The 17275-nt window shown below is 62.1% G+C and carries 17 protein-coding genes and 1 tRNA gene; 6 read left to right on the top strand and 12 right to left on the bottom strand.

What is annotated here, in order from left to right; all coding sequences use genetic code 11:
- Positions 1-76 precede the first annotated feature (76 nt).
- The 11 genes from AC1RM7_RS20060 to AC1RM7_RS20010 form a co-directional block, all read right to left on the bottom strand.
- The gene (locus tag AC1RM7_RS20060; protein WP_024919679.1) at positions 77-532 is read right to left on the bottom strand and encodes an arsenate-mycothiol transferase ArsC; all 456 of its coding nucleotides are present in this window, start codon (positions 530-532) and stop codon (positions 77-79) included.
- 44 nt (positions 533-576) lie between these two features.
- The gene (locus AC1RM7_RS20055; protein ID WP_006022859.1) at positions 577-1083 is read right to left on the bottom strand and encodes a UPF0262 family protein; all 507 of its coding nucleotides are present in this window, start codon (positions 1081-1083) and stop codon (positions 577-579) included.
- Positions 1080-2375 (bottom strand): histidinol dehydrogenase, encoded by a 1296-nt coding sequence (hisD, locus tag AC1RM7_RS20050; protein ID WP_024919680.1) that lies wholly within the window; start codon positions 2373-2375, stop codon positions 1080-1082. Before hisD ends, AC1RM7_RS20055 begins: the two co-directional genes overlap by 4 nt.
- 299 nt (positions 2376-2674) lie before the next feature.
- The gene (locus tag AC1RM7_RS20045) at positions 2675-3142 is read right to left on the bottom strand and encodes a DUF2948 family protein (protein WP_024919681.1); all 468 of its coding nucleotides are present in this window, start codon (positions 3140-3142) and stop codon (positions 2675-2677) included.
- Positions 3143-3160: 18 nt separating this feature from the next.
- Positions 3161-4450 (bottom strand): UDP-N-acetylglucosamine 1-carboxyvinyltransferase, encoded by a 1290-nt coding sequence (gene murA, locus AC1RM7_RS20040; RefSeq protein WP_024919682.1) that lies wholly within the window; start codon positions 4448-4450, stop codon positions 3161-3163.
- Positions 4451-4622: 172 nt separating this feature from the next.
- Positions 4623-5288, bottom strand: a complete 666-nt coding sequence (locus AC1RM7_RS20035) for a Rossmann-fold NAD(P)-binding domain-containing protein (protein ID WP_024919683.1) — start codon at positions 5286-5288, stop codon at positions 4623-4625.
- 188 nt (positions 5289-5476) lie between these two features.
- Positions 5477-5962 (bottom strand): hypothetical protein, encoded by a 486-nt coding sequence (locus tag AC1RM7_RS20030; RefSeq protein ID WP_006022864.1) that lies wholly within the window; start codon positions 5960-5962, stop codon positions 5477-5479.
- A gap of 118 nt (positions 5963-6080) precedes the next feature.
- Positions 6081-7010 (bottom strand): alpha/beta fold hydrolase, encoded by a 930-nt coding sequence (locus AC1RM7_RS20025; protein WP_024919684.1) that lies wholly within the window; start codon positions 7008-7010, stop codon positions 6081-6083.
- A gap of 81 nt (positions 7011-7091) precedes the next feature.
- The gene (locus tag AC1RM7_RS20020; protein ID WP_024919685.1) at positions 7092-7394 is read right to left on the bottom strand and encodes a UBP-type zinc finger domain-containing protein; all 303 of its coding nucleotides are present in this window, start codon (positions 7392-7394) and stop codon (positions 7092-7094) included.
- A 41-nt stretch (positions 7395-7435) separates the two neighbouring features.
- Positions 7436-9148: an FAD-dependent oxidoreductase gene (locus AC1RM7_RS20015; RefSeq protein WP_024919686.1), complete on the bottom strand. Its 1713-nt coding sequence runs from the start codon at positions 9146-9148 to the stop codon at positions 7436-7438.
- Positions 9149-9262: 114 nt separating this feature from the next.
- Positions 9263-9466: a hypothetical protein gene (locus AC1RM7_RS20010; RefSeq protein WP_024919687.1), complete on the bottom strand. Its 204-nt coding sequence runs from the start codon at positions 9464-9466 to the stop codon at positions 9263-9265.
- A gap of 95 nt (positions 9467-9561) precedes the next feature.
- Here AC1RM7_RS20010 and AC1RM7_RS20005 point away from each other — a divergent pair, with 95 nt between their 5' ends.
- The 6 genes from AC1RM7_RS20005 (at position 9562) to hemA (ending at position 16407) form a co-directional block, all read left to right on the top strand.
- Complete coding sequence (locus AC1RM7_RS20005; RefSeq protein ID WP_024919688.1) at positions 9562-10011, top strand: hypothetical protein; 450 nt, start codon at positions 9562-9564, stop codon at positions 10009-10011.
- A gap of 139 nt (positions 10012-10150) precedes the next feature.
- Positions 10151-10225: transfer RNA gene (locus AC1RM7_RS20000), tRNA-Thr, on the top strand.
- Positions 10226-10361: 136 nt separating this feature from the next.
- Positions 10362-12509, top strand: coding sequence for a methyl-accepting chemotaxis protein (locus AC1RM7_RS19995; protein WP_006022871.1), 2148 nt, complete (start codon positions 10362-10364; stop codon positions 12507-12509).
- Between the two features lie 191 nt (positions 12510-12700).
- Positions 12701-13780, top strand: coding sequence for a biotin synthase BioB (bioB, locus tag AC1RM7_RS19990; RefSeq protein WP_081758575.1), 1080 nt, complete (start codon positions 12701-12703; stop codon positions 13778-13780).
- 144 nt (positions 13781-13924) lie between these two features.
- A complete protein-coding gene (locus AC1RM7_RS19985; RefSeq protein ID WP_024919689.1) occupies positions 13925-14989 on the top strand; it encodes an MBL fold metallo-hydrolase in 1065 nt (354 codons plus the stop codon).
- 191 nt (positions 14990-15180) lie between these two features.
- Positions 15181-16407 (top strand): 5-aminolevulinate synthase, encoded by a 1227-nt coding sequence (gene hemA / locus AC1RM7_RS19980; RefSeq protein ID WP_024919690.1) that lies wholly within the window; start codon positions 15181-15183, stop codon positions 16405-16407.
- A gap of 13 nt (positions 16408-16420) precedes the next feature.
- On the opposite strand, the gene AC1RM7_RS19975 is transcribed toward hemA, so the two are convergent.
- Complete coding sequence (locus AC1RM7_RS19975) at positions 16421-17080, bottom strand: response regulator transcription factor (RefSeq protein WP_024919691.1); 660 nt, start codon at positions 17078-17080, stop codon at positions 16421-16423.
- Positions 17081-17275: the final 195 nt, after the last annotated feature.

The following is a 17275-nucleotide window of genomic DNA, read 5'->3' as shown; positions in this document are numbered from 1 at the left end:
CGCGGAAACTATCCGAAGGGCGTGGCCCCGACAACAGCGCGGCGGCGTGCCCGGGTCCGATTTCTGACGATTTTTCCTACTCGTTCTTGATGGCTGCCGGCGCGAAACGCTCGCGAATACGCTTCTGCAAACTGTCCCGGACATGCCGGTAGGCATCGAGCTGCAACTCGCGGCGGCCTTCGATGCCGACCGGATCGGGCGTCGGCCAGTATTCGACTTCGGTGGCCGAGGTCGCGGTCAACTGAAGCGCCTTGTGATGCGCCTCCGGCGACAGTGTCACGATCAGATCGAAGTTCAGGCCTTCCCAGTCCTCCAGATCGGCGACCGTCCACGGCTTGTGATTGGAAATGTCGAGCCCGATCTCCTTCATCACCGCGACCGCGAATGGATCGAGATCGGCCTTGCTGACGCCGGCGGATTGCACGTAGAGCCCGCGCGGAATGAGGTGGCGCAGCAGACAGGCCGCCGTCGGAGAGCGGACACTGTTCTGCCCGCACATGAACAGAACCGCTTGCGGAGAACGCGCCGCCATTCGTCAGGCTCGTCCGGAAATTTTGCGCATGACACTTTTCGGGGTCATGTACTGCCCTCGCCCTTCCAGTGCAGCACAGAAATCAGTGTGAACAGCCGGCGCGCGGTTTCGAAGTCGACGCGCACCTTGCCTTCAAGGCGCTCCATCAAGGTCCGCGAGCCTTCGTCATGGATGCCCTTGCGGCCCATGTCGATGGCTTCGATCTTGTCGGGCGTCGCGGTGCGGATCGCCTGATAGTAGCTGTCGCAGATCATGAAGTAGTCCTTCACGATCCGGCGGAACGGCGTCAGCGACAGCAGATGCACGACGCAGGGCGTGCCGTCCTCGCGCTTGATGTCGAACATCAGGCGATTGCCGGTAATTCCGATATGCAGCGTGAACGGACCGGTGTGACCGCCTTCCGGCGCGAACAGGTTCTGCTCAATGAGATCGTAGATCGCGATCGCGCGCTCGTGCTCGATGTCCGGCCCCGATCGCCCGATCGATTCTTCATCGAGCGTCACCGCGACGACGCGGTTGTCCCGGTCCTCATCTGTCGGGGGCCTCGTCATGACAGATTAAGCCGCAATCCGACCGACCGCGCATGGGCGTCCAGCCCCTCGGCCTTGCCGAGCGTCATCGCCGCCGGTCCGAGGGCGCGAAGCTGGTCGGGTCCGCACTTCAGGATCGAGGTCCGCTTCATGAAATCGAGCACGCCGAGGCCCGAGGAAAAACGCGCCGAGCGCGCCGTCGGCAACACGTGATTGGAGCCACCGACATAGTCGCCGATCGCCTCCGGCGTATGCGCTCCAAGGAAGATCGCGCCGGCATTGCGGATGCGCGCGCTCAAACCTTCGGGATCGGCGGTGATGATTTCCAGATGTTCGGCGGCAATGGCATCGGCGAGCGCGACCGACTCGTCCAGTGACTTCACCAGAATGATCGCGCCGAAATCGTTCCACGACGCGCGCGCGATGTCAGCGCGCGGCAGCGTGGTCAACTGTGCTTCGACGGCACGCGCGACATCGTTCGCCAGCGTCTCGTCATCGGTGATCAGGATCGATTGCGCGTTGGCGTCGTGCTCGGCCTGCGCGAGCAGATCAGCCGCGATCCAGTCGGGATTCGCGGTGCGGTCGGCGATCACCAGCACTTCGGACGGTCCGGCGATCATGTCGATACCGACCTTGCCGAACACCAGACGCTTGGCGGCAGCAACGTAGGCGTTGCCGGGACCGACGATCTTCGCCACCGGCTTGATGGTCGCCGTGCCATAGGCCAGCGCCGCAACGGCCTGCGCGCCGCCGACGCGGTAGATCTCCGACACGCCGCCGAGCTGCGCCGCCGCCAGCACCAGCGGGTTGAGCTTGCCGTCCGGAGACGGCACCACCATCACCACGCGCTCCACCCCGGCGACCTTGGCCGGCACCGCGTTCATCAACACGGATGACGGATAGGCCGCAGTGCCGCCCGGCACATACAGGCCGACCGCCTCAATGGCGCTCCAGCGCCAGCCGAGTTCAACACCAGCGGCGTCCGTGAAACGCTCGTCCTTTGGCAACTGCCGCCTGTGAAAAACCTCGATGCGGTCACGCGCGAACTTCAGGGCGTCGAGCGTCGCGGTATCGCAAGCCTTCACTGCGGCTTCGATCTCCGCCGCCGTAATGCGCAAACCACCCGCGGTGATGTCCAGCCGGTCGAACTTCTTCGTCGCCGCGATCAGCGCCGCATCGCCATGCTTCGCCACATCGTCGACGATGGCGCGCGCGGACGCGTCGATATCGGCGGAAACCTCCCGCTTCATGTCGAGAAAGGCGTTGAAGCGCTTGCTGAAGTCGGCGCTGTGGCTGGTGAGGCGGATCGGCATTCCAGGGTCCGGCAGGGGATCAATTAAAGGCGTGGTCATTGGCGCGATGCTAGTGTCCTGAATCCGAAGTTCGCCTCATTTTGCGGCACGCTCCATAGCGAACTTCGGATTCAAAAGGGCACTAGAAATTAGTGTTCTAGTGTGGCTTCGGTTCGCAAGTCCGCTAAATGGACGTGCTGACAAATGTTGCGGACTTGCGAACCGCCACACTCGTCACCGTCAACCCATAACATTCCCGGAATGAAACCGCGAGCGGGACCGCCCGGGTTGGTTGCTAAATGTCTGCGTGCGCTGGCAGATTAGGTGGCTGCGGCCTGATCGACCGGATCGGTGTCCAGATTGTCCGGGCCCAGATCGGCCAGTTCGCATTCGAGGCACTCGACTTCGAGCCGAAGCACCCCGCCGGTGGCGAACAGCAGCAGCACCTGGCCGCCCGGTTTCTTGCCGGGATGGAATTCCAGCCCGAGCAGGGTCAGTGGCAGTTCCGGGGCCGTCATGTCGATCTCGCGCGACTGGCACGACAGCACGCGGTCAAAACGCAGCGCCGAAATCAGGCGGCGCGGAACGCAATCGCCGGCGAGGATATCCTCACAGTCCATCCGCCGCATGGCGACGACCAGACGCTTCTCGCTCTGCCGCCAGAGGATGTCGCCCGCAACCACCGCCGCATCCTGAATATGGGCGGAGATGACCGCGAGATCGTCTTCATCCAGCGCGGCCAGCTTGCGCCGGGATGTATTTTGCTGAGCCGTTTTGTTCTGAGACATGGCCCCCGCCGTGAAAAGCTAACCGCTGATCCGTTCGATGGTCGCGCCGCAGGCCGAGAGTTTTTCCTCGAGCCGCTCGAAACCACGATCGAGATGATACACACGATTGACGGTGGTTTCGCCTTCCGCCGCGAGCGCCGCAATCACCAGCGACACCGAGGCGCGCAAATCCGTCGCCATCACCGGTGCGCCCTTCAGTTTGGCGATGCCGTCGATGATCGCGGTCTCGCCGTCGAGGGAAATACGCGCACCGAACCGCGCCAGTTCCTGAACATGCATGAAACGGTTTTCAAAAATTGTTTCGGTGATGTGCGACGAGCCCTTGGCGCAGGCCATCAGCGCCATGAGCTGCGCCTGAAGATCGGTCGGGAAGCCGGGGAACGGCGCGGTCGTGACCTTGACCGGGCTGATACCCGCGCCATTGCGCGCAACGCGGATGCCTTCATTGTTCGGCGTGATGGTGGCACCGGCTTCGGTCAGCACATCCAGTGCCGATTGCAGCAGTTCAGGCCGCGCACCCGCGAGTTGCACATCGCCGCCGGTCATCGCCACCGCCATGGCATAGGTGCCGGTCTCGATCCGGTCCGGCAACACGGTGTGACGCGCGCCATGCAATTTCTTGACGCCCTCGATCACGATGCGCGTCGTGCCGGCGCCGGAAATCTTTGCACCCATCTTGTTGAGACAGTCGGCGACATCGACGATCTCGGGCTCGCACGCAGCATTGGTGATGACCGTCGTGCCTTTGGCGAGCGTCGCGGCCATCAGCGCCACGTGGGTGCCGCTGACGGTGACCTTGGGGAAATCGATCTCCGCGCCGACAAGTCCGCCGGGCGCTTTTGCGATCACGTAGCCGCCGTCGATCTGCAATTCCGCGCCGAGCTTCTCCAGCGCCATGATCAGCAAATCGACAGGGCGCGTGCCGATGGCGCAGCCACCGGGCAGAGAGACCTTGGCTTCCTTCATGCGCGCGAGCAGCGGCGCGATCACCCAGAAGCTGGCGCGCATCTTCGAGACCAGCTCATAGGGCGCCGTGGTGTCGATGATGTTGGCCGCGGAAATATGCAGGGTCTGGCCCTGATACTCATGGTCCCCCGGACGCTTGCCCTTCGACATGATGTCGAGGCCATGATTGCCGAGAATGCGCTGAAGCTGTGCAACGTCGGCCAGGCGCGGCACGTTGTCGAGAATCAGGGTCTCGTCGGTCAGCAGGCTTGCGATCATCAGCGGCAGAGCCGCGTTCTTCGCGCCGGAAATCGGAATGGTGCCGTTGAGTTTGTTGCCGCCGACAATGCGAATGCGATCCATGCCAAACCTGCCCTGTTGCGGATAAAATGGCTTTTAGCGTGTTTCGGAGGGGGTGGAAACCGCGCGCCGGACGCCCAAGAACCCGGCAGGCCAGCTTAATACCTGAAAAATCGCTCGAATTGTGTCGGTCCGGGCACGGATCGGGAGCTTTCCGGCCGTCCGGCCCGAACGATCAGGCCCCGGCCTTGTGGATGTCGTCCATTTCGAGGATCGGCCTCGGATAACCGCGTTTGGCCACGTTCAGCATGGCGCGGCCGACCTCCTCGGTGGTGGTGACATATTTCGGCGCGACCTGATGCAGGAAACTCAGCAGCGGTCCGGTCATGACATAGAGCACCTGGACCCAGGCCGTTTTCGACCGCACGCCGTGCAGGGGCTGGATCGCACCGGGCCGGAACATGTACGCCACCCTGAACGGCAGCTTGAGCAGATCGTTCTCGGTCTTGCCTTTGACCCGCGCCCACATCACGCGGCCCTGCTCGGTGCTGTCCGTGCCTGCGCCGGTGACATAGACGAAGGTCATGTCCGGATTGAGCCGCGCCAGCGGGCGCGCCGCCGCCAGCGTGATGTCGTAGGTCAGATGGCGATAGCGCTCGGCGTCCATACCGATCGAAGACACGCCAAGGCAGAAAAAGCAGGCGTCATAGCCCGTGATGTCTTTCTCGATGGTGGAGAAGTCGAGAAAATCCTTGTGCACGATCTCGCGCAGCTTCGGGTGCTGCTGACCGGTGGCGCTGCGGCCAACGGTCAACACTTCCGTCACATCAGGATCGCGCAGGCACTCGATCAGAACGCCCTGCCCAACCATGCCGGTCGCGCCGAAGACGATGACTTTCATCGGCGCTCCCATTCCCCTCGTAGAGTGGATTTGACATTCGCACCCTCTCGGTCGCGAGTCCGCAAAGCGAATGTCAAATCCAAACTCCACTAGAAACTTATATTTCCTAGTGGTCCTTTGATTCTAACATTCGCAAGAATACCTGCTGAAACGGGATGCGAATGTTAGAATCGGACCATTAGCGTGGGTCACGCCGCCTTGAAACGCCTGATGCCGAGGATGATCAAGCCGATGAAAAACAGCAGCACGATTCCTTGCGTGATCGCAAAAGGCGGCTCGGCACCGGTCGGCGCATAGACGTTCAGCAACGCGACCTTCTGGAACGACTGCGCGATCAGCACAAAAACGTTGAACCAGAGCGCGAGCATCGCGGTGACCACATAGACTGTGCGCCAGATCCCGGCGAGGCCTTTTGCGTAGAGCGCGTACACCGCGATCGCCAGCAGCGCGAGCGAGATGAGCGCGACGATGTGCGACGGGAGCAGCTTGGTGAAAGGAAACAGAAAGCCGGTCGCGCTGGTGAGTATCGTCAGGACGAGAAACCAGAGCGTCCAGCCGGGCAGCCTGTTCGATGCAAGCATCCCACCCGCCACCACGAAGCCCAGGCCGATGGCGATCATGCTGATGATGAGATGAAGGACGGTGAAACCCGCTAACGACATGCCTAAAATCATGATGCGCCCCTGGTTAGAATAAATCCAAGGCTACATGATACGCATGGCAGCGCAACAGAAGTTCCGTTTCCGGACGGCCCGCTCACGCAAATTTTTGCAGGATTTGCCGGTTGCGCGATTAGCGGTTGAGAAAATCCACCAGCGTCGGAATCACCTGGCCCGGCGCTTCTTCCATCAGCCAATGACCGGAGCCTTTGATAATAACACCTTCGACATTGGTCGCGACGAGCTTGCCCTGTTCGATCAGGAAGACACCTCCCGCCTTCTCGCCGGAGAGAACGAGCATCGGCATCGGCAGCTTGGTCTTTGCAAAATCCGAAAAGTCGTCGGCGTCTTTCTCGAAGGCGCGGAAGACCTCCATTCCCGCCTTCATGTGGCCCGGCTGTGCATAGGCCTTGGCGTAGATTTTACGATCCTTCTGCGAAATGGATTTTGCGGGATCGGCGGCGAAGTCATTCCAGAAATGTTCGAGATAGATCCGCTCGCGGCCCTGAACCAGCGCCAGCGGCGTTTTGCCGTAGAAATGGAAGTGCCAGAGATCGCGCAGCAGCCAGACGCTCTTCCAGTCGCCGACGCCGGGCAGGAAGGCATCCATCAGCACGATACGATCGACCTCGGCCGGATACTGCGCCGCATACGCATAGGCGACCATCAGTCCGATGTCGTGGCCGACGATCTTCACCTTGGTAAATCCGAGGCTCTTCACCAGCGCGTGAATGTCCTGCGCCATTTGCTTCTTGGTGTAGCCGCCCTCGGGCGCATCGGATTTGCCGAACCCGCGCAGATCGGGCGCAATCACGGTGTGCTTGTTGACGAGTCCGGGAAACAGCGGCCGCCACATGTGGCTGGTCTCGGCATAGCCATGCAGCAGCACGACCGGATCGCCCTTGCCGGCAATCAGATAATTCAGTTTGACGCCGTTGACGTCGGCGGTGCGGTTTTGCGGTGCCGACTGCGCGGACGCGTAGCCGACTGACACGAGAAAGATGGATGCAGCCATTGCCGCGGCGCAGGCCGCGCCGCGAATGGCCAGCCGGAAATACAGCATGCTAAAAAACTCCTTTTGAGGATCGGCACGATTCTGACAAGGCAGGGGCGCTCGGAAGCTCAGACAATCGGCAGACGCATTTCAATAATAACGCGGGATCGGACCGTTATGCGGGGTCTTGCGGTCCGACAGGTCGAACAAGACTTCATCGACATAGCACCAGCCCCATCCTTCCGGCGGATCATACCCTTCGATGACAGGATGCTGGGTGGCACGGAAATGTTTGGTGGCGTGCCGGTTCGGCGAATCGTCGCAGCAGCCGACATGGCCGCAGGTCCGGCAAATTCGTAAGTGCAGCCAGACGCTGCCGGTCTTCAGGCATTCCTCGCAGCCCAGCGCGCTCGGCGTGACGACCTTGATCTCCGCGATGTGCTTGCAGGGCATGTCATGGTCTCTTGGTCAGAGAATTGTCCGGCCCTCGCAGGCTAACGAGGCTGCGCGAGTTTGTCGCCAAGAAAACCATGCAGCGCGGCCACGACCTGCGCGCCTTCACCAATCGCGCCGCCCATCCGCTTGACCGAGCCCGAACGGACATCGCCGACGGCGAAGACACCCGGCACCGAGGTCTCCAGCCCCGAGACCGGTTTGCCTTCCTCGCACTGCGAACCGGTCACCACAAAACCGGTCCGATCAAGCTCAACGCCGCAGCCTTTCAGCCATGCGGTCGCGGGATCCGCACCGACGAACAAAAATACATTGCGGATGTCGCCCGCGGTCTCGATGCCGGTGCGGCGATTGCGCCAGTGCACGCGCTCGAGCCCGCCTTCCGCGCCCTCCAGCCTGACGATCTCGGTGTGGATCATCAGTTCGATGTTCGGCGTCGCCATGATGCGGTCGATCAGGTAGCGCGACATGCTGTCGGCGAGACCGCCGCTGCGGATCATCATCCGCACCTTGCTGGCATGACCTGACAGAAACACCGCGGCCTGCCCTGCGGAATTGCCGCCGCCGACCAGAATGATTTCCTGCTGCGCACAGAGCTTTCCTTCGATCGGCGACGCCCAGTACCAGACACCGCGCCCTTCGAACTTGTCGAGATTCTCGATGGCCGGACGCCGGTAGCGTGCTCCACTGGCGACGACAATGGATTTTGCCTTCAGGAAATGCCCGCATTCGGTTGTCAATCCGAATGCGCCGCCGCTTTTCGAGCAGTCGAGCGATTTGGCCTCGACCGGAATCATCAGATCGGCACCAAACTTCTGCGCCTGATTGTAGGCGCGTCCTGCAAGTGCCTGACCCGAGATGCCGGTCGGGAAACCGAGATAGTTCTCGATGCGGGCGCTGGCTCCGGCCTGTCCGCCGAAATGCCGTGCATCGAGCACCGCCACCGACAATCCTTCTGACGCCGCGTAGACCGCTGTCGCAAGTCCGGCGGGGCCGCCGCCAACGACGGCGACATCATAGAGCTTGTCCTTGATCGGACCGCCGATCATTCCCATCGCATAGGCGAGATCGGTTTCGCTGGGATTGCGCAGCACCGTGCCGTCCGGAGCGACCACGAGCGGCAGATCAGCGGGCGATGGCGAATAGCGCGCGATCAAATCTGCCGCGTCCGTATCGGTGGCGGGATCGAGCACGTGATGCGGAATGCCGTTGCGCGACAAAAAGCCTTGCAGCCGCACCACGCCGACCAGAGACGGCGAACCGATCAGCACCGGGCCGCCGACGCCGGCTTGAATCAGGGCAACACGGCGGAGGATCAGCGCGCGCATGATGCGCTCGCCAAGATCGGCTTCGGCCACAAGCAGCGCACGCAGACTCTGGGATGGAATCAGCAGCGTTTCGACATCGCCTTCGGCGGTGCCGTCCACCAGCGCATGACGGCCGGACAACTGCCCGACCTCGGCAAGAAACTGGCCGGGGCCCTGCTCGATCACAGGCGTGACGTGGCCCAGGCCGTCGCGCTGGGTAATGGAGACGTGGCCCGACAGAATGACGAACATGCCGGGACCGACCTTGCCGGACTCGAACAGCAGTTCGCCGTTCTTGTACTGACGCACCTCGCCAAACCGGCGCATGCGGTCGATCTCCGTCTCCGTCAATGTCGGAAACGTCTGCTCGAACCGGGGAAATGCCGCACGTGCAGCGTCCGACTGCGGGGCGCCCGGCCCATTTGCTGCTGCCTGGTCCGTCGCCATCTCACGCATCCTTATGCTCGAACAGATCAGCGATATCCCTCGTTGGAGATCGCGTTCATCAAGCTAGATCGTGTCTGTCCGCCAAACAATCAAGCGATGGTTGAAGGCGGCCGGTCATTGGTCGTCATCATGCCGGTGCGAAATTGCGCCCGATGCATCGTCCCGCGCCCTGGCATCGTCATCCGGCGTGACGATCGCCATTCCGGCGCGGCCGCGGGCCTGCAACTTCCGGCGTTTCAAATTGTCGCGGAGCGCCGACTTTAGCCGCTCATGGCGGGCCGATTTGGCGGTGCGCTCATTTTTGACGTCGTCCGTCATGACAGGCCTGCTTGCAGCTTTCCTTGACCGGGTGTCCCCGGTGTGACGAACTATTTTATATCGAATACGGCAGGTAATGTGACGGGGAGAATGTGATGACGGCTGACGCACCGGGACTTGCGCCTTGCGCGCAGGAAACGCTCACGGGCTGGCATCGCTTCGTTGAGACCAAGAGCGAGGACGTGCTGCGGCCGCTGCTCGCCGAAACCACCGTGTTCCGCTCGCCGTTCGTGCACCTGCCGATTCCGGGGCGTCCCGCCAGCCTGCTGATCCTCGGCGCGGTCGTGCAGATTTTCGAGAATTTCCGCTATCACCGCACCTTCGTGGCCGGATCGCACGATGTGGCGCTGGAATTCAGCGCCGCTATTGGCGATCTGCAATTAAAAGGCATCGATCTGGTGAAATTCGATTCCGCCGGGAAAATCATCGAGTTCGAGGTGATGATCCGTCCCTTCAAGGCCCTGGAGGCATTGAGCACCCGGATGAGCGCCCGGATCGCCCCTGAACTGGCAAAATACAAGCCCGCCAGGGCTGTTTCAACCTGAGTTCCGGCGCTTGGGACAAGAACGGGCCGCTCCGTGCTTGCACCGCCAGTTGCCTTATGGCAAAGGAACGCGCGCCTTTGAGGCTTTTTAGCTGATTCACGTACCCGGTACGGTTCTGGCTCTTTCTTGTCTGGCGTTCGCTGCCGTAGCTCAGTGGTAGAGCACTCCATTGGTAATGGAGAGGTCGACAGTTCAATCCTGTCTGGCAGCACCAGCCCTCTTAAAAGCCTCGCATTGCAGCTCTGCATGAAATTTTTGGCAGAAAACGCCCCTGTTCCCGAAATTTTTAACCAGGCATCACGATACTCCGCCCGCACGTGCTTTCACGGGGAATCGGGGGATTCGGGGTTATGGCTTTGCGGTTCAAGGTCGGAAAAAATCTGTTTCGTTTCAAACTGCCGAACGTGAAGGTTGGCGTCCGGGGAAGTCTCTTCCTGGCCTTCGCGGTCATCGCCGGCATGGCGATCGCAATCAGCGCGGGAGCGAGCCTGCTGCTTGGCCAACTCGGCGGCATGATGAACGAACTGAGCAGTCAGAACATTCCTCGTCTGACAGCAAGTCTCCAGTTGTCCGGGTTGAGCCAGAGTCTCGCCGCCCGCGGTCCCGCGATGCTGGCTTCTGACGATGAAAGCACCCTTCAATCCCGCACCCAGGGCCTGAAAGAGGTCCAGGCCGCGGCGCTGGCCAAACTTCAGGAGATCAAGACTCTCAAGGCCGATCCGGGCGTGGTGTCCGCGCTGGAAGAAAACGTCAAAATGCTCGACGACACCATCAACAGCCTGCGCGCGGCCGCAAAGGAGCGGCTGGATCTCGCCGCCGAGCACAACAAGAAGTTCGAGGCCGCCCGCGCCGCCCATAGCGCCGTCGTCACCATCATCAGCAGTGCGGCCGAAGATGCAAAAGCCGCCGTCAATTCGGCTTTGGTGAATCCGAATGCAGAGCCGAAGGAAGCCATCAAGGCCATGCGCGGCGTCGATATGCTGGCCAGCCTGCTGGCAGATATCAATTTCGCCGCGAGCAACATCAGCGCCGCTGCAAACGCCAACAACGCCGAGACGCTCAGCGATCAGGAATATGCATTCTCGGTCACGTACGACAGCATCGAGATTTCCCTCAAGGCGCTTGGTCATACCGGCGACGGCGACAAGCTGAAGGACGCCGTCACGCAGATGATGGCGTTCGGCAATAAGAAGAGCGGCCTTTTCAAGCTGCGCCAGAAGGAACTGGATTCCGCCGATTACGGCCGGCTGATTCTGGAAGAGACCGGCAAGCTGAACCGCGGCCTCGAAATGAGCATCAAGCGGCTGGTCGATGACGTGCAGGTCGCGACGGACGCCGCTGCCGCCAAGGCAAACAACACGATCACGCTGGGAACGGCGACCATGCTCGCGCTCGGCGTGCTGACGCTGATCGGATCGGCGCTGTTCGTCTGGCTCTATGTCGGCCGCAACATCCTTGGCCGCATCGGCAACCTGCAGGACGTGATGCGCCGCCTGTCCGAGGGCGATCTCAATGCCGAGGTCAAGCGCGGCCGCCAGCAGGACGAAATCGCCGTGATGGCCGACTCGCTCGAAGTGTTCCGCGACAGCATGATCCGCTCGCGCACGCTGAGCAGCGAACAGGACCAGGACCGTATCGCCAAGGCCGAACGTGCATCGCGCATCGAAAAGCAGATCGTGAGTTTCGAAGACAAGGTCCGCGCCGCGCTCGACAGCCTGATGACCTCCGCCAATGTCATGCAGGCGACGGCGGAGAGCATGTCGACATCTGCCGAGCATTCCAGCGCGCTGGTGAACACCGTTGCGTCGGCGGCTGAAGAAACCTCGGTCAACGTGCAGACGGTTTCCGCCGGCACCGAGGAACTGTCATCGTCGATCCAGGAGATCAGCCGCCAGGTCACGAATTCGACCAAGATCGCCGCCAACGCGGTGACCGAGGCCGGCAAGACCGACACGACCATGCAGGGTCTCGCCGACAACGCCAACCGCATCAGCAGCGTCGTCGACCTGATTCAGGAGATCGCATCGCAGACCAACCTGCTCGCGCTCAACGCCACCATCGAGGCCGCGCGTGCCGGCGAAGCCGGGCGCGGTTTCGCGGTCGTGGCGTCTGAAGTGAAAAGCCTCGCCGAGCAAACCGCAAAGGCGACCGACGAAATCCGCACCCAGATCGCCAGCATGCAGAACGTCACGGCATCGGCGGTCGGCGCCATCCGCAACATCGGCTCGACCATCGGCGAGATCAACGAGGTCACCACGGCGATCGCCGCGGCCGTCGAGGAGCAGGGTGCGGCGACCCGCGAGATCGCACGCAACATCCAGCACGCCGCGAGCGGCACCCAGGAAGTATCGAGCAACATCGTCGGCGTGAGCCGCGCCTCGAGCGAGGCCGGAACCGCAGCCGGCGAGGTGCTGAATGCATCGAACGAACTTCGCCGCGAAGCCGATACGCTGCGCGCCGAGGTCGATGCCTTCCTGCTCAACATCCGGGCGGCGTAATTGCGTTTATGCGCTATGCCGTGAGGCATAGCTGCTTTCACCCGGCGGCCGGGCCCAGATTGACTCTTCTGGGCCCCCATGATCCTTGGTAATCTCTCTGGACATGAAGGACGCCGGTCGCCTCAGGGCATCCCGTGCTGTCCGCCAGAACGAGACTTTGGGTTACGCACGCAAGGGGTTAGCGCATGAGCATGGTGCCGGGTTCGGATGTGAAAGGCGGAGTTTCGGTCGGGCGCGATGCGCTGATCGAGCCGCGCAACGACTGGACCCGCGCCGAAGCGCAGGCGCTGTACGATCTCCCCTTCGCGGATCTGATCTTCCAGGCGCAGAGCATTCACCGCCGCAACTTCGATCCCAATCACGTCGAGACCGCGAGCCTGCTCAGCATCAAGACCGGCGGCTGCCCCGAGGACTGCGGCTACTGCTCGCAGAGCGCGAAATACGACACCGGCCTCAAGGCATCGAAGCTGATGGATCACGACGATGTCGTGGCCACCGCGAAGCGCGCCAAGGAAGCCGGCGCGGAACGCTTCTGCATGGCGGCGGCGTGGCGCAATCCGAAAGACAAGGATCTCGACAAGGTCTGCGACATGGTCAGCGCCGTGAAGGATCTCGGCATGGAAACCTGCGTCACGCTCGGCATGCTGACCGACGCACAGGCCAAGCGGCTGCACGATGCCGGCCTCGACTTCTACAACCACAACGTCGACACCTCGCCGGAGTTCTACGGCAAGATCATCACCACCCGCACGATGCAGGATCGCATCGACACGCTGGCCTCCGCGCGCGAAGCCGGCCTCAAGGTCTGCTGCGGCGGCATCATCGGCATGGGCGAGCAGGTCGATGACCGTCTCGGCATGCTGGCTCTGCTGGCGAATCTTCCCGAACACCCGGAGAGCGTTCCGATCAACATGTGGAACGAGGTCAAGGGCGTGCCGGTCAACGACACCGCCGAGCGTCCCGATCCGATCGCGCTGGTGCGCATGATCGCAGTCGCGCGCATCATGATGCCGCGCAGCGTCGTTCGCCTGTCGGCCGGCCGTCAGTACATGACCGACGAATTGCAGGCGCTGTGCTTCGTCGCCGGCGCGAATTCGATCTTCATCGGCGATGTGCTGCTGACCACGAAGAACCCGCAGACCGTGCGCGACGCCGATCTGCTCGATCGCCTAGGCATCAAGTCGAAGCTCGACGACGCCAAGCCGCACAACCATACGCATGTGGACGCGAAGCCAGCCGCGGCCACGGTGTCCGGCGCGGCCGCGTCCTGACCCTGTTTGAAACGCCAAAGCATGGCTGCCTGCATGGCAACCATGCCGGCACGCCTCGTAAAACGTGAGTTTTGGCTGGTCAGGACACTAGCGCAGCACCGATTGCCGCGTTAAGCCGGACCTGAAAAACACGATTGCGAGACGATGCACACCAGGACCGCCACCTTGCCCGCAGCCGCCGATGGCCTGCGCTACCCCTTCGAAACCCCGCCGAAACCCGACGAGGCAATCGAGGTTGCGCCCGGTTTGATGTGGGTCCGGCTGACTCTGCCGTTCCGTCTCAACCATGTGAACATCTATCTGCTCGCTGACGGCGACGGCTGGGCAATGGTCGACACCGGCATCGGCAACGAAGCCACCATCGCCGCATGGACGGCGCTGTTCGAAGGTCCGCTCAAGGGTTTCAAGATCACCAAGCTGATCGTCACCCACGCGCATCCCGATCACGTCGGTCTCGCGGGATGGATCGTCGAGCGTTTCAATTGTCCGCTCCACATGTCGCAGGTGGAATACCTGCAAGCCGCGTATCATCAGCATCGCGGTTCGCCGGAGCGCAAATTGGCGCAGCGGCTGTTCTTCCGGCGCCACGGTATGAACGAAGAGATCACCGAAGCGCTGCTGGGGCGGGGCATGGACTACCTCGCGCGGGTGTCGATACTTCCGGCCTCCTACAGCCGCCTGTCGAAGAACGACGAGATCACGATCGGGGCGCGAAAGTTCAGGGTCATCACCGGCGGCGGTCATGCGCTCGATCAGGTGATGCTGTATTGCGCGGCCGACAATATCTTCCTGTCGGCGGATCAGGTGCTGAGCAAGATCTCGCCGAATGTCAGCGTGTGGGCCGTTGAGCCCGATGCGAATTCACTCGGCGAATATCTCACATCGCTTGCAGAACTCAGCGGCCTGCTGCCGGACGATGTGCTGGTGCTGCCGGGACATGGTGTGCCGTTTTACGGCGTGAAGACCCGCATCAAGCAGCTGGCCGATCATCACGAAGAGCGCTGCCAGTTGATCGCCGACGCCTGCCGCACATCGCCGAAGACCTCGGCTGAACTCGTGCCGGTGGTGTTTCACAAGCATGTGCTCGACGCCCATCAGACCGGCTTTGCCGCCGGCGAACTGATCGCGCATGTCAATCACATGCTCGCCCACGGCCGGCTGAAATCCAGTGTCGGCGCGGACGGCGTGCTGCGCTTCACCGCGGCCTGATCTCGGTACCGCACGCTGACTGGCGGGATTGATCTCGATCAACTCCGCGCCAGCCGCATGGAAGAACCGCAAAAACAGCCTCGACACTAAACCTGGAAAAGCTCTAAAAAGACCCTGCGCGCGACAGAAGACCCCTCGGTAAATCCCTGGGCCGGCTGCCGTAATCCGGGTCCCCATCCAGGGTTTTTGTGATGGATTACAACAAGTTCTTCGACGATGCCCTCGGCCGCCTCCATAACGAGCGGCGTTACCGCGTTTTCGCGGATCTGGAACGCATCGCCGGCCGTTACCCGCACGCGGTGTGGCACTCGCCCAAGGGCCAGCGCAACGTCGTGATGTGGTGCTCGAATGACTATCTCGGCATGGGTCAGCATCCCAAGGTGGTGGGCGCGATGGTCGAGACCGCCACCCGCACCGGGACTGGCGCAGGCGGCACGCGCAACATCGCCGGCAACAACCATTCGCTGATCCAGCTTGAGCAGGAGCTCGCCGATCTGCATGGCAAGGAAGCGGCGCTGGTCTTCACCTCGGGCTACGTTTCCAACCAGACCGGCATCGCGACGCTCGCGAAGCTGATTCCGAACTGCCTGATCCTCTCGGACGCGCTGAACCATAATTCGATGATCGAGGGCATTCGCCAGTCGGGCACCGAATACCTCGTGTTCCGCCATAACGATGCTGCGCATCTCGAAGAGTTGCTGCGCGCGCATCCAGGCCGCCCGACGCTGATCGTGTGCGAAAGCCTCTACTCGATGGACGGCGACGTCGCGCCGCTGGCGAAGATCTGCGATCTCGCCGAGCGCTATGGCGCGATGACCTATGTCGACGAGGTTCATGCGGTCGGCATGTATGGTCCGCGCGGCGGCGGTATCGCCGAGCGCGATGGCGTGATGCACCGGATCGATATTCTCGAAGGCACGCTGGCCAAGGCGTTCGGCTGCCTCGGCGGTTACATCGCCGGCAGCGCCAAGGTGGTCGATGCGGTCCGCTCCTATGCGCCGGGCTTCATTTTCACCACAGCGCTTCCGCCCGCGATCTGCGCGGCCGCGACCGCTGCGATCAGGCACCTGAAATCATCGAGCTGGGAGCGTGAGCGCCATCAGGACCGCGCTGCGCGGGTGAAAGCCATTCTCACCGCGGCCGGTCTGCCGGTGATGTCGAGCGATACCCACATCGTGCCGCTGTTCGTGGGCGATCCGGAACGCTGCAAGAAGGCCTGCGATCTCCTGCTCGAAGAGCACGGCATCTACATTCAGCCGATCAACTATCCCACAGTGCCCAAGGGCACGGAGCGTCTTCGCATCACGCCGTCGCCGTATCACGATGATGCGCTGATCGATGGCCTCGCGGAAGCGCTGGTTCAGGTCTGGGAGCAGCTCGAACTGCCGCTGTACGCCAAGCCCATGGCAGCTGAATAACTCAGCTGCTGAATCAAACGGCTCTGACGAATTGCCGTGCCATTGCCGGTGCCGGTGCATTCGATAATACGATCCGCATCAGGTCGGCGGCATTGCGTGCACCCAGCTTGTCCATGATGCGCGCGCGGTGAACCTCGATGGTGCGCGGGCTGATGCCGAGCCGCCGTCCCGCCTCCTTGTTCGATGCGCCGTGGGCGACCTGCCCCAGCACATCCCGCTCGCGCCGGGTGAGAAGCTCGATCCCCGGAAAATCGGCGAGACCGTCAATGTGCCCGGTGGCCGACCGGCGATAAAACAGAGCGGCCTCGCGAACGCGCTCGATCATGGCGCCGGCGGAAAACGGTTTCTCAAGAAAATCCAGCGCACCGAGCTTCATGGCTTCCACCGCCATCGCGACATCGGATTGGCCGGAGATCACAAAGACCGGCGGCGCAAAATGGATGTCGGAAAGCTGCCTCAGCACCGCGAGACCGGAGCGGCCGGGAAGCTGAAGATCGAGGATGACGCAACACGGCGTGGACGATTGGAGCCATCCAAGAAACGACTCCCCGTCTGCAAAAGCCTCCGGGGCGAAGCCCTCGATTTTCAGCAACAGCGATAGCGCGTCGCGGACTGAAGCGTCGTCGTCAACGACGGCGATTGGAGCATCCCAAATAGGTAGCATCTGGCCCATGATCCGCCCCTGAGTGCGTTACATTGGTAATACAACCATTACGTGTAGTACCTGATTCGACCACCCGCGCCAATATTTTTGTTCGTTCAGCGGACATCATCTCACTCCGGATGCGTGCGACAGCGGACCGGGTTAAGGTCGCACCGGGCGTTGGCCAAGGCGCGGTCCCGAAAAGCGGGAACCGGTTTTCGGAGA

Source organism: Afipia sp. GW822-FHT03D08 (assembly GCF_058801645.1).
The sequence above is the reverse complement of the archived record's forward strand: the minus strand, read 5'-3'. Positions and strand labels throughout refer to the sequence as shown.

Excerpts from the sequence above, each read along its gene's own strand:
- AC1RM7_RS20015 (WP_024919686.1), bottom strand. The coding sequence starts at position 9,148 with ATGGCGACGGACCAGGCAGCAGCAAATGGGCCGGGCGCCCCGCAGTCG.
- AC1RM7_RS20055 (WP_006022859.1), bottom strand. The coding sequence starts at position 1,083 with ATGACGAGGCCCCCGACAGATGAGGACCGGGACAACCGCGTCGTCGCG.
- AC1RM7_RS20025 (WP_024919684.1), bottom strand. The coding sequence starts at position 7,010 with ATGCTGTATTTCCGGCTGGCCATTCGCGGCGCGGCCTGCGCCGCGGCA.
- AC1RM7_RS20060 (WP_024919679.1), bottom strand. The coding sequence starts at position 532 with ATGGCGGCGCGTTCTCCGCAAGCGGTTCTGTTCATGTGCGGGCAGAAC.
- AC1RM7_RS20045 (WP_024919681.1), bottom strand. The coding sequence starts at position 3,142 with ATGTCTCAGAACAAAACGGCTCAGCAAAATACATCCCGGCGCAAGCTG.
- hisD (WP_024919680.1), bottom strand. The coding sequence starts at position 2,375 with ATGCCGATCCGCCTCACCAGCCACAGCGCCGACTTCAGCAAGCGCTTC.
- AC1RM7_RS19995 (WP_006022871.1), top strand. The coding sequence starts at position 10,362 with ATGGCTTTGCGGTTCAAGGTCGGAAAAAATCTGTTTCGTTTCAAACTG.
- AC1RM7_RS20005 (WP_024919688.1), top strand. The coding sequence starts at position 9,562 with ATGACGGCTGACGCACCGGGACTTGCGCCTTGCGCGCAGGAAACGCTC.
- AC1RM7_RS19975 (WP_024919691.1), bottom strand. The coding sequence starts at position 17,080 with ATGGGCCAGATGCTACCTATTTGGGATGCTCCAATCGCCGTCGTTGAC.
- AC1RM7_RS20020 (WP_024919685.1), bottom strand. The coding sequence starts at position 7,394 with ATGCCCTGCAAGCACATCGCGGAGATCAAGGTCGTCACGCCGAGCGCG.
- AC1RM7_RS20030 (WP_006022864.1), bottom strand. The coding sequence starts at position 5,962 with ATGATTTTAGGCATGTCGTTAGCGGGTTTCACCGTCCTTCATCTCATC.
- AC1RM7_RS20010 (WP_024919687.1), bottom strand. The coding sequence starts at position 9,466 with ATGACGGACGACGTCAAAAATGAGCGCACCGCCAAATCGGCCCGCCAT.
- AC1RM7_RS19985 (WP_024919689.1), top strand. The coding sequence starts at position 13,925 with ATGCACACCAGGACCGCCACCTTGCCCGCAGCCGCCGATGGCCTGCGC.
- murA (WP_024919682.1), bottom strand. The coding sequence starts at position 4,450 with ATGGATCGCATTCGCATTGTCGGCGGCAACAAACTCAACGGCACCATT.
- AC1RM7_RS20035 (WP_024919683.1), bottom strand. The coding sequence starts at position 5,288 with ATGAAAGTCATCGTCTTCGGCGCGACCGGCATGGTTGGGCAGGGCGTT.
- hemA (WP_024919690.1), top strand. The coding sequence starts at position 15,181 with ATGGATTACAACAAGTTCTTCGACGATGCCCTCGGCCGCCTCCATAAC.
- bioB (WP_081758575.1), top strand. The coding sequence starts at position 12,701 with ATGGTGCCGGGTTCGGATGTGAAAGGCGGAGTTTCGGTCGGGCGCGAT.